We start from the raw sequence: 22,185 nt of genomic DNA, 5'->3' as shown, positions 1-22,185 counted from the left end.
ATGCTCGAACCGGTGAAGGACGCCACGGGCGCCCCTTTCTGGCAGTACGCCGCCCGGGGCGAACTGCGCGTCCAGGCCTGCGCCGACTGCGGCGAACTCCGCTTCCCGCCCCGCCCCTGCTGCCCGCACTGCCAGTCCTTCGAGGACGAGTGGCGTCCGGTCTCCGGGCGCGGCCGCATCTGGTCCTACGTCGTCCCCCACCCGCCCCTGCTCCCCGAATACGCGGCACAGGCGCCGTACAACGTGATCGTGGTCGAACTGGAGGAGGCTCCCCGGATACGCCTGGTCGGCAATCTGGTCGCCGCGGCCGGGGCGGCGCTCAACTCCCTTGATCCGGGCCGGATCCGCATCGGCGCCCGGGTCCACGTGGTGTTCTCCGACGGGCTTCCGCAGTGGGTGCCGGCGTGAGCGGCCTGCGGGTCGCCGCCGACAAGGACACCGGTGTCGCCGTCGTCACCCTCGACCGGCCGCACCGGCTGAACGCCGTCGATCTGGAGATGCGGGACGAACTCGTCGCCGCCTGGCGGGATTTGCGCTTCGACGACTCCGTCCGGGCCGTGGTCCTGACCGGTGCGGGCGAGCGGGCCTTCTGCACCGGCCTCGACCGGGACGCCGAGATTCCGCAGCCCGGCTCCCCCTACATGGCGGACGACCCGCTGCTCCAGGTCGGACCCAAGTCCAACGACCTCTGGAAGCCGGTCCTCGCGGCGGTGAACGGGATGGCCTGCGGGGGCGCCTTCTACCTCCTCGGCGAGTGCGACTTCCTGGTCGCCGACCCCGCCGCCACCTTCTTCGACCCGCACACCACCTACGGCATGGTCAGCGCCTACGAGGCGGTGCTCATGGCGCAGCTCATGCCGCACGGGGAGGCCGCGCGCACGGCACTGATGGGGACGGCGGAACGGCTCTCCGCCGAGCGCGCCCACGCCATCGGGCTCGTCACCGAACTCACCGGCCCTGGCGGGGCGTTGGCGGCCGCGACCGCCGCCGCCGGGATCATCGCCGGGTATCCGACAGAAGGGGTGCAGGGCACGGTCCGCGCGCTCTGGGCCGCCAAGGAGGCCGCCGTGCAGCGGGGGTTCGCGCAGGCGCCGCACCTCGTCGCGCTCGGGAACCTGCAGCCGGACCGGCAGGCCGAACTGTTCCGTTCCCGGCAGCCCGGATTCAGATTGCGTTAGCAATGTAGTTTCCCTATACAGGCGTATGCTCACCCCATGGTGGAACATCGCACGGTCGACGTGAACGGGATACGGCTGCACATCGCGGAGGAGGGCGAGGGGCCGCTCGTCGTGCTGCTGCACGGCTTTCCGGAGTCCTGGCACTCCTGGCGCCACCAGTTCGGCCCGCTGGCCGCCGCCGGGTTCCGGGTGGTCGCGCCCGACCAGCGCGGATACGGCGCCAGCGACCATCCCGAGGACGTGTCGGCGTACAGCATCCTCCACCTGGTCGGCGATGTCGTCGGGCTCGTCCACGCGCTGGGCGAGGAGCGGGCGTTCGTCGTCGGACACGACTGGGGAGCGCCGGTCGCATGGCACACCGCGCTGCTGCGGCCCGACGTGGTGCGCGGGGTGGCGGGGCTCAGCGTGCCGCCGCCGTTCCGGGGTGAACGGCCGCCGCTCCAGACCATGCAGGAGCGGTTCGGCGGCCACTTCTACTGGAACTACTTCAACCTGCCCGGGGTCGCCGACGCCGAGTTCGGCGCGGACCCACGTTCCGCGCTGCGCAGGCTGCTGGTCGGCGCGTCCGGCGACGGCGAGGGCGGCGGACGCTACGAGCAGGCGCTGGTGACCGACCCGGAGCGCGGCTGGCTCGCGGACATGCCCGAGCCGGAGGAGCTTCCCGGCTGGCTCACCGAGCAGGACCTCGACGAGCTCACCGAGAGCTACGCCAAGGGCTTCACCGGCGCCCTCAACTGGTACCGCAACCTGGACCGCAACTGGGAGCTGACCGCGCCCTGGCACGGCGCGAGGGTCACCCCGCCCGCGCTCTACCTGTACGGCGACCGGGACCTGGTCCCCGCGTTCCCGGGCACCCCGGAACTGATCGAGCGCCTGCCGGAGTTGATGCCGAACCTGGTCCGCGACCCGGTCCTGCTGCCGGGCTGCGGCCACTGGACCCAGCAGGAGCGGCCCGACGAGGTGAACGCGGCCCTCGTCGACTTCCTGACCGGGCTGCGGGACTGACGGTCAGCGCACCAGGTCGGCTTCCGGCTCGACCCGGCAGTGGTCGAGCTTCGCGATGACGGCCCGACCCGCCTTCACCTGGACGTTCGAGCTGCCCCTCGCGGGCACCGAGACCTGCTTGACCGCGGAGTCCAGCGCCCGGCCGGTCGCGTCCTGGAAGGCGAACTCGACCTCGAAGGTGGCCCGGCGGCTGTTCGGGTTGGTGACCTCGACCGTCGCGTAGGGGGTCGCCTCGGTCGCGCAGCCCACCACCAGCGCGGTGCCGTCCTGGAGCGCGGAGCCGCCGGTGGAGCTGCTGCGATTGCTGGTGGTGCGGGGCGTGTAACTGTCGTGGTTCTGGCGGGAGCTGCTGCACCCGCCGCCACTGTCGCCGCTGCTCCTGCTCTTGCTCTTGTACCGACCGCCGCTGTGACCGTGGCCGGTGGAGAATCCCGTCAGCGACAGGACCACCAGCACCGACACAGCCGTGAACTTGAGAACGCGCCCCCGTGTATGCATGTGATCACTCTAACGGCGGAACGCTAGGTGGTCCGGGCCGTCCCCGTCCCCTTCTCCGCGTCCAGCGCGTACACGCACCGGTCCTTGCTGCACGCGTACACGACCCCGTCCTTGACCACCGGCGAGCCGGTGATCTCCCCGCCGGTCGCGAGCTTCCAGCGCAGCCGGCCGTCGTCGGCCTTCAGGGTGTAGAGCAGATGGTCCGTGGACCCGAAGTGGATACGGCCCTCGGCGACCGCGGGCGCGCCCACGATGTCCCCGCCGGACTGGAACCGCCACTTCGGCGTGCCCGTGACGGCGTCCAGCGTGTACAGGCCCTTGCCGCTGCCCACATGGACATGGCCGCCGGCCACCAGCACCGGCTCGACCGATGCCCGGGCCTCGGTGGCGATGCGCCAGCGGTCGCGGCCGTCGGTCGCGTCGAGGGCGTACACCGTGCCGAGGTAGTCGGCGAGGTACACCCCGCCGCCCGTCACCGCGGGCCCGGGCACGAAGGTCGGCGGGCACAGGAAGACCGCCGGGGCCTCGAAGTGCCAGCGCACCCGCCCGCTCGCCACGTCCAGGGCCATGACCCGCGTCCCGGCCGAGATGTACACGAACCCGTCGTGGGCCTGGGTCACCCGGACCGGCACCCCGCCGCAGGAGGCCGCGTCACCGATGGGGAACGCCCAGCGCTCCTTGCCGCTGCGGGCGTCCAGGGCCCGCAGACGGCCCTCCTGCCAGACGTAGACCGTGCCCTCGTGGAGCGCGGGTCCGGCCTCGGGGGACTCGAAGTCGGTCTGGCAGCCGGCGACCTCCCACAGCTTCTGCCCGCCCGAGGCGTCCCACGCCTGGACGCCACCGCCGCGCGTGCCGGTGATGACGGTGCCGCGCTCGGCCTTGAGGGAGTACACCCAGGCGTCCGTGCTGATCCGCCACTGGTCGGCGCCCTCACGGGCGTCGAGGGCGAAGAGGGTGGGACCGTCGGAGGCGTGGATACGGCCGTCCGCGACCGCCATCGACCAGGCCACGTCCCGCGTCTTGAAGCGGCGGCGGCCGGTGCCGACGTCCAGGGCGTGCACCTCGAAGGAGGTGACGTAGACGAGGTCCCCGGCGACGGCCGGGGTGCCCCACACGTCGTTGGACATGCGGAACCGCCAGGGCCGCCAGCCGGCCGCGTTCTCCGGCGGCGCGGGCGGGGGTGCCGATACGGCCGGACCCACGGCGGCGTCGGTGCCGTTGACGCCGGGGCGCGGCCGGGACCAGGAGGCGACCAGGCCGGCCTCCGGCGGGGGCGCCTTCACGGCGGCGGCCCGGGCGTCGGCGACACGCGGTCCGGGCCCGATGGGCACCTGGGCGCCGGCGAGGCGGACGGGGCCGGTGTCGGGGGCGCCCACCGGCACGGGGGCGGGCGGTGCCGGGTCGTAGGAGGGCGGCGGCGGTACGGCGGCGGGGCGGCCACCACCGCCGGGCTGCGTGGGCGCCGGGCGTCCGCCGCGCCGCGACTCGATCAGCGCGACGGCCTTCTCGGGCAGCCACGCCGACGCCGTACCGCTGTCGTCGGAGCCGGAGCCGAAGAGGTGGGGGGCCAGCTGGGCCTGGAGGTCGGCGGGGTTGGGACGCCCGGTGGCCTCCATCTGCATACAGGACTCGATGAGCGGACGCAGCTCGTCCGGGAGGCCTTCGAGGTCGGGGCCCTCGCGCAGCAGCATGAAGACCGTCTCGACCGGGTTGGCGCCGTGGAAGGGCGGGTGGCCGGTGGCGGCGAAGACCAGCATGGAGCCGAGCGAGAAGACGTCGCTGGCGCCGGTGACGCTGCGGGAGTCCTTGGCCTGCTCGGGCGACATGTAGGCGGGGGTGCCGACGGCCACGTTCGTCATCGTCAAACGGGTGTTCGAGACACCGGACGCGATACCGAAGTCGATCACCCGGGGACCGTCCTCGACCACCAGGACGTTGGAGGGCTTGAGGTCACGGTGGACAAGGCCGGCGCCGTGGATGGACTGGAGGGCCTCGGCGACGCCCGCCGCGAGCCAGCGCACCGCCTGGGCCGGGAGCGGCCCGCACTCGTTCACTATCTCTTCGAGCGAGGGCGCGGGGACGTACGCGGTGGCCAGCCACGGCACGGCGGCGCGCGGGTCGGCGTCGACCACGGCCGCCGTGTAGAACCCGGAGACCGCCCGGGCCGCCTCCACCTCGCGGGTGAAGCGCACACGGAAGAGCTGGTCCTCGGCGAGCTCCGTCCGGACCGTCTTGATCGCCACGCGCCGGCCCGACGCCGAACGCGCGAGATAGACCAGCCCCATGCCGCCGGCTCCGAGCCGTCCCAGCACCTCGAACGGCCCGATCCTGCGCGGATCGTGCTGCGTCAGCTGATCCACCACTCTGCCTGCCACCTCCCCGTACAAGCCGCGCCACCACATATGTACGCGACCCCGTGCAGCGTCTCACCACCGCACCGCCATGGCGGCACGCGACCCTGATTCTTCCTGGCCGGAGGCCTGGTGGCGAACCCGGGGTCAAATGGGATGTCTCACATCAAAGCGGAACTTCTATCGCTCCGATGGTTCCAGGATGGCGAACGACGCCCCCTGATTGTCGGTGACGACGGCCACTTTTCCGTACGACGTCTCGAATGGCGGCGCCTGGACCCGTCCGCCGAGCCGGGCGACCGTCCCGAGCACGCTCTCGCAGTCCTCGACAGCGAAGTGCACGAGGAAGTGCGGCGGCATCTCCGCGGGGAAGACGTCGAAGACGGCGGCGCGGCCGAAGTCGGGGTGGGCCCCGGCACCGAAGAGGGCGTCATGGAAGAGCCCGCCGTAGAAGGTGTTGGCGGCCTCGATGTCGCGCGCGTACAGCTCGGCCCAGGCGAAGGTGCCGGGCTCGTGCCGGGCGCCGAAGCCGGGGTGGCTGCCCGGCTCCCAGAGGCCGAAGACGGCCCCCTCCGCATCGGTGACCAGGGCGGACGTGCCCAGCTCTCCCACCGGCACCGGCGCGGTGACGACCTGTCCGCCGGCCGCCCAGATCCGGTCGGCGAGGCCCTCGATGTCCGGGGTGGCGAAATAGACCGTCCACACGGTGGGCATGCGGCCGTCCGCCTTGCGGGCGAGGGCGGCGACGGCGCGGCCCTTGTGGTGGGCCCACACCGAACCGTCCTGGGCGTCCGGCCGGTCCTCGAAGGTCCACCCGAAGAGCTCACCGTAGAACCGCTTCCCCGCGGCCACGTCGGGCAGCTGTGCGTCCACCCAGCAGGGGACGCCCTCGCCGTAACCCGTTCCGTCTGCGGATGCCCTGTTTTCGGCCATACCGTCAAAGTAACGGCGACGCACGCACCCCGCAGGACCAGGCACGCCCGTCTCCCGCACCTCGTGCACCCCATTTGCAGTCGGCCGAATCGCGCTCCGATCACCCCTCGGTAAGCTGACGGCATGACAGGACAAGTGCGTACCGTCGACGGCCGCGTGGCCGGCCGGCGTGGGCAGGCGACCCGGCAGAAGCTGCTCGACTGCCTCAGCGAGATGCTCAGCTCCTCCCCTTACCGGGACGTCAAAGTCATCGATGTCGCCCGGAAGGCGGGCACTTCACCCGCGACCTTCTACCAGTACTTCCCGGACGTCGAAGGCGCCGTCCTGGAGGTCGCCGAGCAAATGGCCACGGAAGGCGGCCAGTTGACGCAGTTGCTCGACGGCCGGTCGTGGGTCGGCAAGGCGGGCTGGCAGACCGCGCAGGAACTCGTGGACGGTTTCCTGGAGTTCTGGCGCAAGAACGACGCGATCCTGCGCGTGGTCGACCTCGGGGCCGCCGAGGGCGACAAGCGCTTCTACAAGATCCGTATGAAGATCCTCAACTCGGTGAACAACTCCCTCGCGGACGCGGTCACCGAGCTCCAGTCCAAGGGCAGGGTCGACAAGGACGTCAACCCTGCGGCGATCGCCGGCTCGCTCGTCGCGATGCTCGCGGCGGTCGCCTCGCACCAGAAGGGCTTTCAGAGCTGGGGCGTCAAGCAGGCCGAACTCAAGCCGAATCTGGCGCTGTTGGTGCACCTGGGCGTGACGGGCAAGAAGCCGACGAAGTAGCGTCCCTGTTTCGAGTCCTGTCTGGCGGGCGGCTGTTCACACGGGTGGACGGCCGCCCGTCGTGCGTCCGGGATCATCTGCGGACGATCCTGAAGAGCCGTATCTCCCGCTCGATCCGCGCCTGGTAGGTGGCGTACGGCGGCCAGAACGCCAGCGCGGTCTTCCATACGGCCGCCCGCTCCTGCCCCGTCAGCAAGGTCGCCGTGACCGGGATGTCCGCGCCCTTCCAGCTGACCTCGGCGTCGGGGTGGGCGAGGAGGTTGGCGGTCCAGGCGGGGTGGCCCTCGCGGCCGAAGTTGGAGCCGACGAGGATCCAGGTACGGCCGGGCTCCTCGGGCATGCAGGCGAGCGGGGTCCGCCGGGGCAGCCCACTCCGCGCCCCCGTCGAGGTGAGGACGACCCCGGGCAGCATCTGCGCGCTGAGCAGGACCCTCCCCCGGGTGATCCGGTGCACGGCCCGGTCCAGAGCCGGGATCACATGCGGCGCGACCTTGGCGAAGCCGCGCGTGGACGACACCTTCTGCACCACCCTCGCCCCGATCACACCGACACCTCCGCCCGGTCGAAGAGCCGTGCCGCGTCGGCGGCGTGCGCCCGCAGCCGGTGCGCCGGCCCGAAGAGCAGCTCGTCGGCGGCGGCCCGCTTGAAGTACCGCTGCGGCTCGTGCTCCCAGGTGAACCCGATGCCCCCGTGCAGCTGGATCCCCTCGGCGGCGGCGGTCCGCAGGGCTTCGAGAGCCTGGGCGAGGGCCAGCCCGCCGACCCGCTGCTCGTCGTCAACGGCGGCCCAGGCGGCGAAGTAGGCCGCGGAACGGGCCGCTTGGAGCTGGACGTACGCATCGGCGAGCCGGTGCTTGACCGCCTGGAACGACCCGATCGCCCGCCCGAACTGCTCCCGCTGCCCGACGTACTCGACGGTCGTCTCCAGCACCCGGTCGGCAGCCCCGACGGCCTCGCAGGCGAGGACGGCCGCAGCGGTGTCCCCGGTGCGGGCCAGCGCCCCCAGCACATCGGCCCCGTCCTCGGCACCGAGCAGTTCGGCCTCGACGTCACGGAGTTGGACACGGCCCTGGGGCCGAGTGGCGTCGAGAGCGGTCAGCCGGGTCCGGACGAGCCCCGGAGCGTCACCGGCCACGAGGAAGAGGAGGGTACGGGACCGGGCGAACCCCCCGGCATGGGCGGCCACCAGCAGAAGATCAGCACTGTGCCCGTCGAGAACCTGATCGACCTGCCCGTAGAGCCGCCAGCGACCACCGGCGGGGCGGGCCTGGACCCCGCCCGCTCGTCCGCCGCCGGCCCAGTCGCCGCGGTTGTCGTCGGTCAGGGCGAGGGCCGCGCCGGGTGGTACGGCCAGGGTTGCCGTCACAGTGCCTGACGCGATGCGGGGCAGCAGGTCCGCGCGTTGGGCGTCCGTGCCCAGGGCCAGCACCAGGGGGGCCACGAGGACCGACGTGCCCAGCAGGGGGGTGGCCGCCAGTACCCGGCCCGTCTCCTCGCAGGCCAGCGCCAGTTCGGTGGCCGAGCACCCCACCCCGCCGTACCGCTCGGGAAGCGCCAGCCCGGGCAGTCCCAGCCGCTGCGCGAGGGCCGTCCACAGCTCGGGGTCGTAGCCGGCCGGAGTGTCGGCCGCGCTCCTCGACTCCCCGGGCCCGCACCGCCTCCGCAGCAGTTCCCGCAACGCGAGCCGGATCCCGTCCTGTTCGGCGGTGAAGCGAGCGTCCATGGCTCTTCCTCTTCCCTCCCGATCTGACGGTCCGTCATATTAGGAGCGCCCGCACCAGATGCCCAGAGGCAGGAGGCCCTCATGCCCCCCGGGAGCCGGAAAGTCGCGATCACCGGAGTGGCCCTGGCCGACTGCGGCCGCGTGGACGGCACGACCCCCTACGCCCTGCACGCCCAGGCGGCCCGCCGCGCCCTCGCCGACGCGGGCCTGGACCGCGCACTGGTCGACGGCCTGGCCTCCGCCGGCACCGGCACCCTCGCCCCCGCCGAGATCGCCGAGTACCTGGGCCTGCGCCCCACCTGGGTCGACTCGACCTCGGTCGGCGGCTCCACCTGGGAGGTCATGGCGGCCCACGCGGCCGACGCGATCGCCGCAGGACACGCGAACGCCGTCCTGCTCGTCTACGGCTCCACGGCCCGCGCCGACATCAAGGAGGGCCGCCGCACCGGCACCCTCTCCTTCGGCGCCCGCGGCCCGCTCCAGTTCGAGGTGCCGTACGGGCACACCCTGATCGCCAAGTACGCGATGGCGGCCCGCCGCCACATGATCGAACACGGTACGACCATCGAGCAGTTGGCGCAGGTCGCGGTCCAGGCCCGGGCGAACGCCGCCCTCAACCCGGAGGCGATGTTCCGCGACCCGATCACCGTCGACGACGTCCTGTCGGGACCGATGATCGCGGACCCCTTCACCAAGCTGCACTGCTGCATCCGCTCCGACGGCGGCGCGGCGGTGCTGCTGGTGGCCGAGGAGTACGTACGGGACTGCCGTACCGCGCCCGTCTGGGTGCTCGGCACCGGCGAGTTCGTCTCGCACGTCAGCATGTCCGAGTGGCCCGACTTCACGGTGTCCCCGGCCGCGGTGAGCGGACGGCTGGCCTTCGAGCGGGCGGGCGTACGACCCGAGGAGATCGAACTCGCCGAGATCTACGACGCGTTCACCTACATGACGCTGGTGACGCTGGAGGACCTCGGGTTCTGCGGGAAGGGCGAGGGGGGGTCCTTCGTGGAGAAGGGGCGGCTGACCGTCGAGGGCGGCGACCTGCCGGTGAACACGGACGGCGGCGGCCTGTCCGCCCAGCACCCGGGCATGCGGGGGCTGTTCCTGCTGGTGGAGGCCGTACGGCAGCTGCGCGGTGAGGCGGGCGCACGGCAGGTCGTGCGCCGGGACGGGTCGGCGCCGGGGCTGGCGGTGGCGTCCGGGACGGGGGGCTGGTTCTGCTCGTCGGGGACGGTGGTGCTGGGGCGTTAGGGCTACCGCCCCTCCCGCAGGAGTGCGACGTACCCTGCACCGTATGGCCCTGACTCGTGAGCAACGTGAACAGTTCCTGGCCGAGCCCCATGTCGCCGCGCTGGCGGTCGACGCGGGAGAGGGGCGCGCACCGCTCGTTCTGCCGATCTGGTACCAGTACACGCCCGGGGGTGACCTCTGGGTCATGACCGGGCGGGATTCCCGCAAGCACGAGCTGATCCGGAAGGCCGGCCGCTTCTCCCTGCTGGTCGAGCGCGTCGAGCCCACCATCCGGTACGTGTCCGTGGAGGGGCCGGTCGTCGAGACCCGGCCGGGCACGGTCGAAGACCTCCGGGAGATCTCCGCCCGCTACCTGCCGGCCGAGAAGGTGGACGGGTACGTGGAGTTCGCCTCGAAGAACCACGGCGAGCAGGTGATCCTGCGGATGCGGCCCGAGCGGTGGGTGACGTCCGACCTCGGTACCGTCTGAGGCATGGCAACGGATCTTCACGAGCTGCTCAGATCGCTGCGGGTGTGGGACCCGGAGGTCACCTCGCTGCCCTCCTTCGACCCCTCCGCCGCGCCCTCGACCCCGCTGGAACTGTTCACCGCCTGGTTCGCCCAGGCGGTGGCGGCCGGGCAGGCCGAGCCGCACACCATGTCCCTCGCGACGGCGGACGCGGAGGGCCGGCCGGACGTGCGGACCGTGATGCTGCACGGCGCGGACGAGGACGGCTGGGCCTTCGCGAGCCACGCCCACAGCCGCAAGGGCGCACACCTGGCGCGACGGCCGTACGCCGCCCTCGGCTTCTACTGGCCGGCCCTCGGCCGGCAGGTGCGGGTGAGAGGGCCGGTGAGCGCGGCGCCCTCCGAGGAGGCGGCGGCGGATCTGCATGCCCGCTCCACCGGCGCGCTGGCCGCCGCGCTCACCGGCCGGCAGAGCGAAGTCCTGGGCTCGCTCGACGAGTTGGCTCGGGCGTCCGAGGAGGCGTGGGAGCGGGCGCAGCGGGAGCCCGCGGCACCCGTCCCGTCCTGGACGCTGTACCGGCTCGTGCCCGAGGAGGTGGAGTTCTTCCAGGGCGACGAGCGCAGACGCCACGTGCGTCTCACCTACCGTCGCGCGGACGGCCGCTGGGCCCGGGAACTGCTCTGGCCCTGAAAGTCGTACACCGCGAAGTCCGCCACCGGCCGGTAACCGACGCGCTGGTAGAGGCCGTTGCTGGTCGGGTTGGCCAGGTCGGTGAAGAGCAGCACCTCGTCGGCGCCCCGCTCCCGGGCGAGCCTGCTCACCTCGACCGTGGCGGCACCGGCGTAACCGCGGCCGCGCAGCGGGGCCGGCGTGTAGACGGGCGCCACCCGGATCTGGCCGGCGACCTGCGGGGTGAGGCCGGCCAGGGAGACAGGTGTGCCGTCGGGGCTCTCCCAGAGGACGGCCCCGCCGTGGGCGAGGCGGGCGTCGGCCCAGGACTCGGCGCGCATGCCCTCGCTCTCACCGACGTCCCTGCTGAACTCGGCGAACCAGCGTGCCAGCAGCTCCCGGTCGCCCTCCTGGGCGATCCTCGCCCGCCCCTCGGGCACGGGCCGCGGGACGGTGAGCGTGCCGAGCCGGTACAGCCGCTGCCGCCGGTGCGGCACGGGCGTGGTCCCGGTGCGCCGCCGCCAGGCCTCGGCGAAGGCGGCGGCGGTCCCGGCCTCCGCGCCGACCCCGGGGACGGCCCGGCCCACGGCCTCCAGGTGGGCGGCGAGGGAGTCCGCCCGGGTCACGGTCAGCGGTGTGACACACAGCCGGTGCGGCGGAGTCCGGAAGTACGCCCCCCGGACGCTCCCGCCCTCCTCCAGCAGCCCGAAGACGGGCGCCTCGTCGCCGTAGGCGTCGAGTCCACGGGTGCGCAGGCTCTCGGTCACGGTGAGCAGGACGGTGTGCAGGTCCGGCCGCGAGCGCAGGAAGTCCCCGGCGCGGGAGAGGAACGCGTCGAGGTCGTCGGTGGTGTGCCAGCCGTGGGTGCCGGCCGGGGGCAGGGTGTCGGGACGCATGCTCGATGATCCTGCGCGGGCTCGGCCGACGCACCCGAATTACTCCGGATCCGTCGCCAGCCGCGCGTGCAGGTGCATGTCCCGGAACACGTCCTGCCGGCCCGCCTCGAACATCGCGCCCCGCAGCGTCCCCTCGTAGCGGAAGCCGCACCGCTCGGCCACCCGGCAGGAGGCCTCGTGGCCGAGGGCGTGACCCAGTTCCAGGCGGTGCAGGCCGAGGTCGGTGAAGGCCCAGCGGGCGCCGAGGCGAAGGGCCCGGCCGGCGACGCCGTGGCCGCGGGCCTCGGGGAGCACCCAGTAGCCGACGCGGGCGGTGCGGAAGACGTGGTCGATCATGTTGATGCCGAGGTGCCCGAGGGTCGTACCGCTCGACTCGTCCGTGATCCGGTACGACGCGCTCGTGCCCTGCGCCGCCTGTTCGGCCCTGCGCCGGATGGCGGCACGGGCGCCGTCGAGGTCGTGGATCGGGGTGAGCGGGGTGTTCCAGCGCCCGAACTCGGGGTCCAGCGTGGCCCGCAGCCAGTCCTCGACCTGGTCGTCGGAGTCCGCGTCCCAGGCACACAGGCGCAGACCGTGGCCGTGCAGCGGGTCGAAGGGGAGGATGAGGTGCTGATCGTCGACGTCGGTCATGCCTCCATTCAAACGGCCGCGGCCGTGGCGTGCGGCCTGAATTCCGGTACGCCGCCGGGAAGACGGCCTACGGGCCGAGTCCGGGGCGCAGGGCCTCGTGCACGCAGTCGACGATCTCGGTGATCACCCCACAGGCCTGAACTTCGGCACCCCGTCCGGAAACACCGCCTCCAGACCCATCCCGGCCCGCAGCTCCCCATGCCCGCAGTCGACGATCTCCGACATCATCCGGGGTCCCTCGGCGAGGTCGACGACGGCGGCGACGTACGGGGTGCGGTCCTTGAAGGGCGGCAGGTCGTTGCGGTGGACCACGGACCAGGTGTACAGCGTGGCGCGGCCGCTCGCGGGCTCCCAGGCGACCTCCTCGCTCCAGCAGTGCGGGCAGAACTCGCGCGGGTAGTGGTGGATCCGGGCGCAGGACGCGCAGCGCCTCAGCAGGAGGCGGCCGGCGGCTGCCGCGTCCCAGTAGGTGCGGGTGAAGGCGTCCGTCTCGGGCCGGTCGTACCCCGCGCCCATCAGAACCAGCCCAGCGCGGCGTCCAGCGACCACGTCTGCCAGGACATCGCGAACAGGGCCACGACCGAGATGAGGGCCATCATCGAGTTCTGCCCCTGCTCGGCCCAGTCGTGGATCATCAGGGTGAAGTAGAGGACGTTCAGGAGCAGGCCCCCGATGAGCGCGAGGGGGGTCAGGAAACCGAGGATCAGGCCCGCGCCGAGGGCGAGTTCGGCGTACGCGACGACGTACGCCATGGTCCTGGGGCGGGGCGCGACCATCACGTCGAAGCCGCTGCGGACCGGGGTCCAGCGGTGCTTGGCGGCGATGTCCGCGGCCCAGGTGATGCCGCCGCCCTCGAACCACGTCTTCTTGTCCTTGTGCCGCCAGCTCTCCAGCCACCACAACCCGAGGCCTATGCGCAGGACGGCCAGCCATTGCGCGCCGGTCAGCCAGATCGTGTCCATGGAATCTGACGGTACGTCAGATCGCCGGTTCCGGGAAGCCTGTGCGTCAGCCGTGAAGCTGTGCATCCCCGATGAATGACCCTCGATTGTTGGCAATATTGTCCGCACTCTGGCTAGGTTCGCAGACGTCAGCAGAAACCGCCGAGGGAGCGAACCGTGAAGCACAGGGCAGTCAAGCGCAGGAGTGTCGTCATGGGAATCGGCGCGACGGCGGGTGCCGCGGCGGTCGGAGGCATCGCCCTCACCGCCAACGCGTCCACCGGCAGCACCTCGTCGTCCGCGGACGACGGCCTCGTCTTCGACCCCGACGCCTGCACGAAGCTCACGACCACCGTCACCGACACCGAGGGCACCGAGCACGCGGTCACCTACCACTTCTGGAAGGCGCTCACCTACGTCTCCAAGCCGGTCGACGCCACCTACCAGTCGCTGATCGTCAGCGCTCCCGTCGAGATCGACGGCACCGCGGTCGACGCGAGCAACGCCCCGATCCTGCTCGCCAACTCCGTCGGCGGGTACATGCCCTCCTCCGTGGCGGACGCCACCGGCGTCGGTGCCGGGGGCATGGGCGGGGGCGGCGGCGCCCCCGGCGGTGTCCCCACCGGCAGTGCCGCACCGAGCGCCCCGGCCGCCTCCAACGCCAACGAGAACACCAACGCGACCGGTGCCGCGACCTCCAGCAACCAGCTCCTCGCGCTGGCCGCCGGGTACGTCGTGATCGAGCCCGGCGCCCGTGGCCGTACGCTCAAGAACTCCTCCGGTGAGTACTACGGCACCGCTCCCGCCGCGATCGTCGACCTCAAGGCGGCCGTGCGGTACATCAAGTCCAACAAGGGCCGCATCCCCGGCAACGTCGAGCGGATCGTCTCCGCCGGCACCAGCGCGGGCGGCGCCCTGTCCTCGCTGCTCGGAGCGTCCGGCGACAGCCCGATCTACGACAAGCTCCTCAAGGAGATCGGCGCGGCCGACGCCTCCGACGCGGTCTTCGCGGTCGGCGCCTGGTGCCCGATCACCGACCTGGAGCACGCCGACGGCGCCTACGAGTGGAACTGGGGAACCAACGCCCTCGGCACCGGCAAGCAGGTCGACCAGGCCGTGTCCAAGGAGCTTCGGTCGCAGTTCGCCGAGTACCAGGCGTCCCTGAAGCTGCGCGGCCTGAACGGCTTCGGCGCCCTGACCGCCCGCAACTACGACGCGTACCTGGTCAAGCAGTACCTGGAGCCCTCGGCGACCGCCTACCTGGCCGCCCTGCCGGACTCCGCCCGGGCGGCCTACCTCGCCGAGAACACCTTCATCACCTGGAAGAACGGCAAGGCCGCCTTCACCTGGGACGGCTTCCTCACCCACGTCGGCGCCCGCAAGAAGACCGCCCCGGCCTTCGACGCCTTCGATCTCTCCGCCGGCGAGAACAACCTGTTCGGCGCGGGCACCACCGAGACCCGCCACTTCACGGCGTACAGCGCGAAGAACGACAGCACCGGCCTGTCCACCAAGCGCGTGGCGAGCGACATACCCGCCGGGCTCGACCGGATGAACCCCATGTACCACCTGGTGGAGAAGGTCAACGGGAAACGCTCCAAGCACTGGTGGATCCGTCTCGGCACCAACGACACCGACACCTCGCACGTCATCTCCGCGAACCTCGCCGCCGCCGCGGCGAAGCTCGGCGACGACGTCAACCACCTCTACTACTGGGACCAGGGCCACGGCGCCAACACCGACCCCGGCGACTTCATCACCTGGATCGCCGAGGTCACCGGCCACAAGAAGGCCGGAAAGAAGTAACCGGGGCCACCAAGCCCCCCGTACCGCGGCCCCGGTTTCCCGTCAGTCTCCGGCCGCCGCACGCCACGGCGCCGAGCTCCGCAGCAGCGGATCCGGCGCCGTGGCCTTTTCCGTACCCGCACAACCAGGTGACCTACGCCACAGGCCCCACCCACACCTCCTACAGGCGTGATCGATCCGCAACCAATTCCCCTCTTGACCGAGACCCATCAACGCGCTGTCTGATTACGCTCGCGCTCATGGCCGACTCCGCACCCGATTCCACCCCCGCCGACCGCCCCGACCAGCCCGATCGCCCCGTGTACGTCATCGGGGGCGGTCCGGCCGGGCTCTCCGTCGCGTACGCGCTTCGGGCCCGGGGCGTCCGCTCGGTCGTCCTGGAGAAGTCCGAGCAGGTCGGCGCGTCCTGGCGGCGCCACTACGACCGGCTGCACCTGCACACCACCCGCCGCCTGTCGGCCCTGCCCGGCCTGCCGATGCCCCGCCGCTTCGGCCGCTGGGTCTCCCGCGACGACGTGGTGCGCTATCTGGAGAAGTACGCCGAGTTCCACGAGCTGGAGACCGTCACCGGCGTCGAGGTCTCGCGCGTCGAGCGCACCGGCGACGGCACCGGCTGGCTGCTGCACGCCACTGGCGGCCGCGAGCTGACCGGCGCCGCGGTGGTCGTGGCCACCGGCTACAACCACACCCCGCTGCTGCCCGACTGGCCGGGCCGCGAGGAGTACAAGGGCGAGCTCCTGCACGCCGGCGAGTACCGCAACCCGGCGCCCTACGCCGGCCGTGACGTCCTCGTCGTCGGCGCCGGCAACACCGGCGCCGAGATCGCCGTGGACCTGGTCGAGGGCGGCGCCTCACGGGTACGCCTGTCCGTGCGCACCGCCCCGCACATCGTCCGCCGCTCCACGGCCGGCTGGGCCGCCCAGTACACGGGCGTTCTCGTACGACGTCTCCCGGTCGGCCTCGTGGACCGGCTGGCCCGGCCCATGGCCAGGGTCAGCATCCCCGACCTGTCCGCGCACGGCCTGCCCCGCCCCGACACCGGCCTCTACAGCCGGGCCGAGGAGGGCGCCATCCCGGTCCAGGACGTCGGCCTCATCGACGCGATCCGCACGGGCAAGGTCGAGGTGGTGGCCGCCGTCGAGGGCTTCGAGGACGGCGAGGTCCTGCTCGCCGACGGCACCCGCATCGCCCCGGACGCGGTGATCGCGGCCACGGGGTACGCCCGCTCGCTGGAGGACCTGGTCGGCCACCTCGACGTCCTGGACGCACGCGGCGGCCCGGTCGTCAACGGCGCCCGCTGCCCCGAGAACGCCCCGGGCCTCTTCTTCAGCGGTTATGTCACTCCCATCAGCGGCACCTTCCGCGAGGTCGCGATCGACGCGGAGAAGATCGCGAAGGCCGTGGTGAAGGACGGTGCGGGCAGGCTCTCGCGGCTCCCCGTCTGACGCGGAACTCCCCAACTCGCTTCACCAGCGCTCCTGTTACATCTGCGAGAGATGTGACGGGAGCGTTGTCGTGTGCCCTCGTACGGGGCCAGAATGTGAACAACTCTCATGTTCTAGCTCCACACTCTCTCCACTACGGAGGACGCACGTGGCACGCGAAAGACAGCTCCCCCCGCTTCCCCCTCTCCCCCGGCTCAGTCGGCGCTCCCTGATCGGCGGTGCCGCCGCCGCGGCCGGGGCCGTCACCCTCACCGGCACCGCCGCCTCGCCCGCCTCCGCCGCCACCCGTGACGTGGACGTCGCGATCGTCGGCGGCGGTCTCGCCGGGCTCACCGCGGCCCGCGACCTGGTCGCGGGCGGGAAGACGGTCGCCGTCCTGGAGGCCCGCGACCGTGTCGGGGGCCGGGTCCTCAACCTGAAGCTGGCGAACGGCGGGGTCACCGAGGGCGGCGGCGAGTTCATCGGCCCCACCCAGGACCGCATCAAGGCCCTCGCGGACTCGCTCGGGGTGCAGACCTTCGCCACCTACAACACCGGCAACAACCTGCTCTACAAGGACGGCAAGAAGACCGCCTACGCCACCGACGGCATCCTCGGTTCGGTCCCGCCGATCGACGCGGCCGGCCTCGCGAACGCGGCCATCGTCCAGGCCTCCCTCGACGACATGGCCAAGACGATCCCGCTCGACGCGCCCTGGACCGCCGCCAAGGCCGAGGAGTGGGACCGACAGACCTTCGAGACCTGGCTGCGCGCCAACGCCGTGATCCCGTCGGCCAAGTTCCTCCTGGACGTGGCCTGCACGTCGATCTTCTCGGCCGAACCCCGCGAACTGTCCCTGCTGTTCGTCCTCTTCTACATCGCCGCCGCCGGCAACGAGTCCACCCCCGGCACCCTGGAACGCCTCACCGAGACCGCGGGCGGCGCTCAGGAACTGCGCTTCGTCGGCGGCTCCCAGCTGGTGCCGATCAAGCTCGCCGCCACGCTGGGCGACCGGGTGGTCCTGAACGCCCCGGTGCGCACGATCGCGAAGTCCGGCGCGAAGTACGTCGTCACGGCCGACGGCGTCACCGTCACCGCCAAGCGGGTCGTGGTCGCCGTACCCCCGCCGCTCGCGGCCCGCATCACCTACGACCCGCTGCTGCCCGCCGCCCGCGACCAGCTCACCCAGCGCCTGCCGATGGCCTCGGTCGGCAAGGCGATCGCGATCTACGACACCCCGTTCTGGCGGGCCGACGGCCTCAACGGCCAGGTCGTCAGCGACACCGGCGTGATCAGCTCGACCTTCGACAACTCCCCGCCGGACGCCTCCTACGGCGCTCTGATGGGCTTCATCGAGGCCGACGAGGCCCGCAGGTACGACGCGGCGAGCGAGGCGGAGGTCAAGGCGGCCGTCCTCAAGGACTACGTGACGTACTTCGGCTCGAAAGCGGCCTCCCCCACCTCCTTCGTCCTGCAACGCTGGAACAACGAGGCCTACACCCGCGGCGGCCCCGTCTCCGTCGGTGCGCCCGGGGTGCTCACCCAGTACGGCCCCGCCCTGCGGGCCCCCGTGGGCGGTATCCACTGGGCCGGGACGGAGACGTCGATCCACTGGAACGGCTTCATGGACGGAGCCGTCCGCTCCGGTGAGCGGGTGGCCAAGGAAGTGCTCGCGATGCTGTAGTCCGCACGTCAACTTTGCGTGCACGCCCGTTCCTGACACAGCGTCAGTTCTGTAATCTGACAGAGCGTCAGTTATTCACGCTGTCACACAGGAGCGGGCGGACCGATGCTTGGATCAACCCACGGCACCCTCACCACCGACTCCCGCCGGGCCCGGGTCATCGCGTGCGGCGAGCAACCCGGGCCCGCCGTCCACGGCCGGCCCGCCGAGGCCGACGATCTCGATGTCGGCGGCCGGCCGTTGTATGCAGACGTCCCCGATCTGGACCGCTTCTTCCGGCCGGAGTCGGTCGCGGTGATCGGCGCCTCGGACACCGAGGGCCGCCCGAACACCGGCGTCACCCGGCAGTTGATCGACTGGGCGGACCGGGTCGGGGCCCGGCTGCACCCGGTGCACCCGACCCGCCCTGCCGTCTTCGGCGTCCCCTGCGTGGCGTCCGTGGCCGAGCTGCCCGAGCAGGTCGACCTCGCCGTCCTGCTGGTCGCCGACCCGCTCCCGCTGATCGGGCAACTGGCCGAGGCCAAGGTGAAGTTCGCGGTCGTCTTCGCCTCCGGGTTCGCGGAGACCGGCGAGGAGGGAGCGGCGGCGCAGCAGCGTCTCGCGGCCGCCGTGGCCGAGTCCGGGATGCGGCTGCTGGGGCCCAACACCAACCTGAACGCCTTCTCGTCGTTCCGCGACGACCTCGACGGGCCCGGGATCGCCCTGATCACCCAGTCCGGCCACCAGGGCCGCCCGGTCTTCGCCCTCCAGGAACTCGGCATCCGCCTGACCCACTGGGCCCCCACCGGCAACGAGGCCGATCTGGAGACCGCGGACTTCCTCTCCTGGTTCGCCGAGCGCCCCGAGGTCGGCGCCATCGCCTGCTACCTGGAGGGCCTGAAGGACGGCCGCTCCTTCCTGCTGGCCGCCGACCGGGCCGCCCGCCGCAAGGTGCCGGTCGTCGCGGTCAAGGTCGGCCGCACCGAGACCGGCGCCCGCACGGCCGCCTCCCACACCGGCAAGCTCACCGGCGCGGACACGGTGGTGGACGCGGCGATGCGGCAGTACGGCGTGATCCGCGTCGACGGGCTCGACGAACTCCAGGACACCGCCGCCCTGTTGGCCCGCGCGAGGCCGCCGCGCGCCGAAGGGGTCGTCGTCTACTCGATCTCGGGCGGGACCGGCGCGCACTTCGCCGACCTGGCGACGGAGGCGGGACTGAGTCTGCCCGCCCTCTCGGAGGCCAAGCAGGCCGAACTGCACCAGTGGATACCGGAGTTCCTGAGTGTGGCCAACCCCGTCGACAACGGCGGGCACCCGGTCGGCGACTGGCGCGGCCGGAAGATCATCGACGCGATCCTCGCGGACCCCTCGGTCGGGGTGCTGATCTGCCCGGTCACCGGCCCGTTCCCGCCGCTGAGCGACCGGCTGGTGCGGGACCTGGTGGACGCGGCCGAGCAGAGCGACAAGCTGGTGTGCGTGGTGTGGGGCTCACCGGTCGGCACCGAGCCGGCCTACCGCGAGGTACTGCTGGGCTCCTCGCGGGTGGCGACCTTCCGCACGGTCGGCAACTGCATCACCGCCGTGCGCGCCTACCTCGGCCACCACCGCTTCGTCACCGGCTACCGCTCCCCCTTCGACGAGGCCCCGCGCACCCCCTCGCCCTCCTTCCGCAAGGCCCAGGCACTGATGCGCCCAGGACAGCAGCTGAGCGAGCACGCGGCGAAGCAGCTGCTGCGGGCGTACGGGATCCGGGTGCCGCGCGAGCAGCTGGTGACCAGCGCGGCGGCGGCCGTCCGCGCGGCGGGCCTGGTCGGCTACCCGGTCGTGATGAAGGCGTCCGGCGCGAGGATCGCCCACAAGACCGAGCTGGGCCTGGTGAAGATCGGCCTGACCTCCGCCAGCCAGGTGCGGGACGCCTACCGCGAGCTGACCGACATCGCCCGCTACGAGGACGTCTCGCTGGACGGCGTCCTGGTCTGCCAGATGGTGGAGCGGGGCGTGGAGATGGTCGTGGGGGCCGCGCACGACGAGCTGTTCGGGCCGACGGTGACGGTCGGGCTCGGCGGGGTCCTGGTCGAGGTGCTGCGCGACACGGCCGTCCGCGTGCCGCCCTTCGGGGAGGAGCAGGCCCGGGACATGCTCGGCGACCTGCGCGGGCGGGCCCTGCTGGACGGGGTCAGGGGGCGGCCCCCGGCGGATCTCGACGCGCTCGTGGAAGTGGTCCTGCGGGTGCAGCGCATGGCGATGGAACTCGGGGACGACCTCGCGGAGCTGGACATCAACCCGCTGATGGTGCTGCCCCGGGGGCAGGGGGCGGTGGCGCTGGACGCGTTGGTGGTGTGCCGGTGAGCGAGGTGACGCACACCGTCGACGGCCAGGTCTCGTACCTCACCCTCAACCGACCCGAGGTCCTCAACGCCCTCGCTCCCGGCCAACGGGACCTGCTCATCGAGCTGTTGGACCGGGCGTCCGCCGATCCCGGGGTGCGGGCGGTGGTCCTCACCGGCACCGGCCGCGGCTTCTGCGCGGGCGCGGACCTGCGGGGCGCACCGGGGGCCGCGGCCCCGGGTGACGTCGCTCGTACGATCCGCCTCGGCGCCCAGCGGCTCATCGCCGCCGTCCTCGACTGCGAGAAGCCGGTGATCGCGGCGGTGAACGGCACCGCGGCCGGTCTCGGCGCGCATCTCGCCTTCGCCTGCGACCTGGTCCTGGCCGCGGAGTCGGCGCGGTTCATCGAGGTGTTCGTACGCCGGGGCCTGGTCCCGGACGGTGGCGGCGCGTATCTCCTGCCCCGGCTCATCGGCCCGCAGCGGGCGAAGGAGCTGATGTTCTTCGGCGACGCGCTCGGCGCCGCCGACGCCGAGCGCCTGGGGCTGGTCAACCGGGTCGTCCCGGACGAGGAGTTGGAGAAGACCGCCCGCGAGTGGGCCGCCCGTCTCGCCACGGGTCCGACCCGCGCCCTCGCCCTGACGAAACAGCTCGTGAACGCTTCCCTGGACAGCGACCGTGCCACCGCCTTCGCCGCGGAGGCCGCCGCACAGGAGATCAACATGACGACGGCGGACGCGCGGGAGGGTGTGGCGAGCTTCGTGGAGCGCAGGAGCCCCGAGTACCGGGGCCGTTGAGGGCTCAGTCCCGGGTCAGGACGCGCACCTCGGGCGCGTCCGGGTCCCCGAACGGCACGAACAGCTCGGGCTCGGACTCCGTGCCGCCGATCCTCCAGTACGTCTCCTGCCCGCAGCCACCGGCGGGCCGTACGACGACACCGGGGCGCCCCTCGGAGCCGTCGCCGTAGGGGTCGTGGGCACCCTTGCCGTCGAGCAGCGGCCGTCGTCACCTGCCCGGACCCCTTCCCATCTGACACACCGTCAGCTTCAATGGAGAACGTGATGGGACAAGCGGGGACGGCGGAAGCGGCCGTCCGCTACCTCAGGTCCGGGAAGGCGCTCGCCGTGGAGGCGTTGCCCCGCCCGGAGCTGCGATGTGTGCGCGAGGACGAGCGGGCACCGGTCGACCCGGCCGGGTTCCGGCGCGTGCTCGGGAACTTCGCGACCGGCGTCACCGTGGTGACGGCCCCCGGGGCACCCGGCGAGGAACCGGCCGGCTTCGCCTGCCAGTCCTTCTCCTCCCTCTCCCTCGACCCACCGCTCGTCGCCTTCATGGTGGGCCGTACGTCGACGACCTGGCCGCGCATCGCCCGGGCGGGCGTCTTCTGCGTGAACGTCCTGAGCGCGGCCCAGGGCGAGCTGTGCAGGGCGTTCGCGGTGAGCGGCGCTGACAAGTTCGCGGGCGTCCCCCACGACCCGGCCCCGGCCTCCGGCTCCCCGCGCCTCGCGGGCACGCTCGCGTGGATCGACTGCACGATCCACGCGGTGCACACCGGCGGCGACCACCTGATCGTGGTGGGACGGGTGGACGCGCTGGGGACGGGCGAGGGCGAGGCTCCGCTGCTGTTCCACAGGGGACGGTTCCTCTGAGCCGTCCCGGCCGAGGGCT

Annotated in this window: 22 protein-coding genes; 13 read left to right on the top strand and 9 right to left on the bottom strand. The window is 72.3% G+C overall.

Annotation, left to right across the window (positions count from 1 at the left end):
- From RKD20_RS24980 to RKD20_RS24970, 3 genes are read left to right on the top strand one after another with little or no spacing between them, the layout of a single operon-like run.
- A complete protein-coding gene (locus tag RKD20_RS24980) occupies positions 1–408 on the top strand; it encodes a Zn-ribbon domain-containing OB-fold protein (protein WP_424879663.1) in 408 nt (135 codons plus the stop codon).
- Positions 393–1,178: an enoyl-CoA hydratase/isomerase family protein gene (locus tag RKD20_RS24975; RefSeq protein ID WP_424879662.1), complete on the top strand. Its 786-nt coding sequence runs from the start codon at positions 393–395 to the stop codon at positions 1,176–1,178. Before RKD20_RS24980 ends, RKD20_RS24975 begins: the two co-directional genes overlap by 16 nt.
- A gap of 36 nt (positions 1,179–1,214) precedes the next feature.
- Complete coding sequence (locus tag RKD20_RS24970; RefSeq protein WP_424879661.1) at positions 1,215–2,183, top strand: alpha/beta fold hydrolase; 969 nt, start codon at positions 1,215–1,217, stop codon at positions 2,181–2,183.
- 3 nt (positions 2,184–2,186) lie between these two features.
- On the opposite strand, the gene RKD20_RS24965 is transcribed toward RKD20_RS24970, so the two are convergent.
- The 3 genes from RKD20_RS24965 to RKD20_RS24955 form a co-directional block, all read right to left on the bottom strand.
- Positions 2,187–2,681, bottom strand: a complete 495-nt coding sequence (locus tag RKD20_RS24965; RefSeq protein ID WP_424879660.1) for a hypothetical protein — start codon at positions 2,679–2,681, stop codon at positions 2,187–2,189.
- 23 nt (positions 2,682–2,704) lie between these two features.
- Entirely contained in the window at positions 2,705–5,044 is a 2,340-nt protein-coding gene (locus RKD20_RS24960; RefSeq protein WP_424879659.1) for a PQQ-binding-like beta-propeller repeat protein, read from the bottom strand.
- Positions 5,045–5,212: 168 nt separating this feature from the next.
- Entirely contained in the window at positions 5,213–5,965 is a 753-nt protein-coding gene (locus RKD20_RS24955) for a VOC family protein (protein WP_424879658.1), read from the bottom strand.
- Between the two features lie 123 nt (positions 5,966–6,088).
- On the opposite strand from RKD20_RS24955, the gene RKD20_RS24950 reads away from it, so the two are divergent.
- Positions 6,089–6,736: a TetR family transcriptional regulator gene (locus tag RKD20_RS24950; protein ID WP_424879657.1), complete on the top strand. Its 648-nt coding sequence runs from the start codon at positions 6,089–6,091 to the stop codon at positions 6,734–6,736.
- A 73-nt stretch (positions 6,737–6,809) separates the two neighbouring features.
- On the opposite strand, the gene RKD20_RS24945 is transcribed toward RKD20_RS24950, so the two are convergent.
- Together RKD20_RS24945 and RKD20_RS24940 are read right to left on the bottom strand one after the other, a co-directional pair.
- Complete coding sequence (locus tag RKD20_RS24945) at positions 6,810–7,280, bottom strand: nitroreductase/quinone reductase family protein (RefSeq protein WP_424879656.1); 471 nt, start codon at positions 7,278–7,280, stop codon at positions 6,810–6,812.
- Complete coding sequence (locus RKD20_RS24940) at positions 7,277–8,458, bottom strand: acyl-CoA dehydrogenase family protein (protein ID WP_424879655.1); 1,182 nt, start codon at positions 8,456–8,458, stop codon at positions 7,277–7,279. The genes RKD20_RS24945 and RKD20_RS24940 overlap by 4 nt, the downstream gene beginning before the upstream one ends.
- A gap of 81 nt (positions 8,459–8,539) precedes the next feature.
- Between RKD20_RS24940 and RKD20_RS24935 the strand changes: the two genes are divergently transcribed.
- Genes RKD20_RS24935 through RKD20_RS24925 form a run of 3 tightly spaced genes read left to right on the top strand, consistent with a single transcriptional unit; the run spans position 8,540 to position 10,847 of the window.
- The gene (locus RKD20_RS24935) at positions 8,540–9,709 is read left to right on the top strand and encodes a thiolase C-terminal domain-containing protein (protein ID WP_424879654.1); all 1,170 of its coding nucleotides are present in this window, start codon (positions 8,540–8,542) and stop codon (positions 9,707–9,709) included.
- Positions 9,710–9,752: 43 nt separating this feature from the next.
- Entirely contained in the window at positions 9,753–10,178 is a 426-nt protein-coding gene (locus RKD20_RS24930; protein ID WP_424879653.1) for a pyridoxamine 5'-phosphate oxidase family protein, read from the top strand.
- 3 nt (positions 10,179–10,181) lie between these two features.
- The gene (locus tag RKD20_RS24925) at positions 10,182–10,847 is read left to right on the top strand and encodes a pyridoxine/pyridoxamine 5'-phosphate oxidase (protein ID WP_424879652.1); all 666 of its coding nucleotides are present in this window, start codon (positions 10,182–10,184) and stop codon (positions 10,845–10,847) included.
- On the opposite strand, the gene RKD20_RS24920 is transcribed toward RKD20_RS24925, so the two are convergent.
- The 4 genes from RKD20_RS24920 to RKD20_RS24905 form a co-directional block, all read right to left on the bottom strand.
- Complete coding sequence (locus tag RKD20_RS24920) at positions 10,799–11,722, bottom strand: GNAT family N-acetyltransferase (RefSeq protein WP_424879651.1); 924 nt, start codon at positions 11,720–11,722, stop codon at positions 10,799–10,801. The two genes, RKD20_RS24925 and RKD20_RS24920, sit on opposite strands and share 49 nt — an antisense overlap.
- A 39-nt stretch (positions 11,723–11,761) precedes the next feature.
- Positions 11,762–12,352 (bottom strand): GNAT family N-acetyltransferase, encoded by a 591-nt coding sequence (locus RKD20_RS24915; protein ID WP_424879650.1) that lies wholly within the window; start codon positions 12,350–12,352, stop codon positions 11,762–11,764.
- Positions 12,353–12,475: 123 nt separating this feature from the next.
- The gene (locus RKD20_RS24910) at positions 12,476–12,868 is read right to left on the bottom strand and encodes a Zn-ribbon domain-containing OB-fold protein (protein ID WP_424879649.1); all 393 of its coding nucleotides are present in this window, start codon (positions 12,866–12,868) and stop codon (positions 12,476–12,478) included.
- Positions 12,868–13,314: a DoxX family membrane protein gene (locus tag RKD20_RS24905; RefSeq protein ID WP_424879648.1), complete on the bottom strand. Its 447-nt coding sequence runs from the start codon at positions 13,312–13,314 to the stop codon at positions 12,868–12,870. Before RKD20_RS24905 ends, RKD20_RS24910 begins: the two co-directional genes overlap by 1 nt.
- Before the next feature lie 192 nt (positions 13,315–13,506).
- Here RKD20_RS24905 and RKD20_RS24900 point away from each other — a divergent pair, with 192 nt between their 5' ends.
- The 6 genes from RKD20_RS24900 (at position 13,507) to RKD20_RS24875 (ending at position 22,166) form a co-directional block, all read left to right on the top strand.
- Positions 13,507–15,099 carry a subtype B tannase gene (locus tag RKD20_RS24900; RefSeq protein WP_424883310.1) on the top strand — a complete coding sequence of 531 codons (1,593 nt, stop codon included), beginning with the start codon at positions 13,507–13,509 and terminating at the stop codon, positions 15,097–15,099.
- 239 nt (positions 15,100–15,338) lie between these two features.
- Positions 15,339–16,544 carry a flavin-containing monooxygenase gene (locus RKD20_RS24895; protein WP_424879647.1) on the top strand — a complete coding sequence of 402 codons (1,206 nt, stop codon included), beginning with the start codon at positions 15,339–15,341 and terminating at the stop codon, positions 16,542–16,544.
- 148 nt (positions 16,545–16,692) lie between these two features.
- Positions 16,693–18,207: a flavin monoamine oxidase family protein gene (locus RKD20_RS24890; RefSeq protein WP_424879646.1), complete on the top strand. Its 1,515-nt coding sequence runs from the start codon at positions 16,693–16,695 to the stop codon at positions 18,205–18,207.
- Between the two features lie 105 nt (positions 18,208–18,312).
- Positions 18,313–20,538, top strand: coding sequence for an acetate--CoA ligase family protein (locus tag RKD20_RS24885; protein ID WP_424879645.1), 2,226 nt, complete (start codon positions 18,313–18,315; stop codon positions 20,536–20,538).
- A complete protein-coding gene (locus tag RKD20_RS24880) occupies positions 20,529–21,314 on the top strand; it encodes an enoyl-CoA hydratase/isomerase family protein (RefSeq protein WP_424879644.1) in 786 nt (261 codons plus the stop codon). The genes RKD20_RS24885 and RKD20_RS24880 overlap by 10 nt, the downstream gene beginning before the upstream one ends.
- A gap of 264 nt (positions 21,315–21,578) precedes the next feature.
- Positions 21,579–22,166: a flavin reductase family protein gene (locus RKD20_RS24875; RefSeq protein WP_424879643.1), complete on the top strand. Its 588-nt coding sequence runs from the start codon at positions 21,579–21,581 to the stop codon at positions 22,164–22,166.
- The last annotated feature ends 19 nt before the right edge of the window (positions 22,167–22,185 follow it).

The sequence above is a fragment of the Streptomyces sp. SLBN-8D4 genome, assembly GCF_049739545.1.
Lineage (GTDB): Bacteria > Actinomycetota > Actinomycetes > Streptomycetales > Streptomycetaceae > Streptomyces > Streptomyces canus_C.
This window is presented reverse-complemented; position numbering and strand designations above follow the sequence as displayed.

What these genes read in the sequence shown, in the direction of transcription:
- RKD20_RS24900 (WP_424883310.1), top strand. Translation starts at nt 13,507, where the DNA reads ATGGGAATCGGCGCGACGGCGGGTGCCGCGGCGGTCGGAGGCATCGCC.
- RKD20_RS24970 (WP_424879661.1), top strand. Translation starts at nt 1,215, where the DNA reads ATGGTGGAACATCGCACGGTCGACGTGAACGGGATACGGCTGCACATC.
- RKD20_RS24965 (WP_424879660.1), bottom strand. Translation starts at nt 2,681, where the DNA reads ATGCATACACGGGGGCGCGTTCTCAAGTTCACGGCTGTGTCGGTGCTG.
- RKD20_RS24955 (WP_424879658.1), bottom strand. Translation starts at nt 5,965, where the DNA reads ATGGCCGAAAACAGGGCATCCGCAGACGGAACGGGTTACGGCGAGGGC.
- RKD20_RS24905 (WP_424879648.1), bottom strand. Translation starts at nt 13,314, where the DNA reads ATGGACACGATCTGGCTGACCGGCGCGCAATGGCTGGCCGTCCTGCGC.
- RKD20_RS24950 (WP_424879657.1), top strand. Translation starts at nt 6,089, where the DNA reads ATGACAGGACAAGTGCGTACCGTCGACGGCCGCGTGGCCGGCCGGCGT.
- RKD20_RS24910 (WP_424879649.1), bottom strand. Translation starts at nt 12,868, where the DNA reads ATGGGCGCGGGGTACGACCGGCCCGAGACGGACGCCTTCACCCGCACC.
- RKD20_RS24935 (WP_424879654.1), top strand. Translation starts at nt 8,540, where the DNA reads ATGCCCCCCGGGAGCCGGAAAGTCGCGATCACCGGAGTGGCCCTGGCC.
- RKD20_RS24920 (WP_424879651.1), bottom strand. Translation starts at nt 11,722, where the DNA reads ATGCGTCCCGACACCCTGCCCCCGGCCGGCACCCACGGCTGGCACACC.
- RKD20_RS24895 (WP_424879647.1), top strand. Translation starts at nt 15,339, where the DNA reads ATGGCCGACTCCGCACCCGATTCCACCCCCGCCGACCGCCCCGACCAG.
- RKD20_RS24930 (WP_424879653.1), top strand. Translation starts at nt 9,753, where the DNA reads ATGGCCCTGACTCGTGAGCAACGTGAACAGTTCCTGGCCGAGCCCCAT.
- RKD20_RS24980 (WP_424879663.1), top strand. Translation starts at nt 1, where the DNA reads ATGCTCGAACCGGTGAAGGACGCCACGGGCGCCCCTTTCTGGCAGTAC.
- RKD20_RS24940 (WP_424879655.1), bottom strand. Translation starts at nt 8,458, where the DNA reads ATGGACGCTCGCTTCACCGCCGAACAGGACGGGATCCGGCTCGCGTTG.
- RKD20_RS24925 (WP_424879652.1), top strand. Translation starts at nt 10,182, where the DNA reads ATGGCAACGGATCTTCACGAGCTGCTCAGATCGCTGCGGGTGTGGGAC.
- RKD20_RS24885 (WP_424879645.1), top strand. Translation starts at nt 18,313, where the DNA reads ATGCTTGGATCAACCCACGGCACCCTCACCACCGACTCCCGCCGGGCC.
- RKD20_RS24915 (WP_424879650.1), bottom strand. Translation starts at nt 12,352, where the DNA reads ATGACCGACGTCGACGATCAGCACCTCATCCTCCCCTTCGACCCGCTG.
- RKD20_RS24875 (WP_424879643.1), top strand. Translation starts at nt 21,579, where the DNA reads ATGGGACAAGCGGGGACGGCGGAAGCGGCCGTCCGCTACCTCAGGTCC.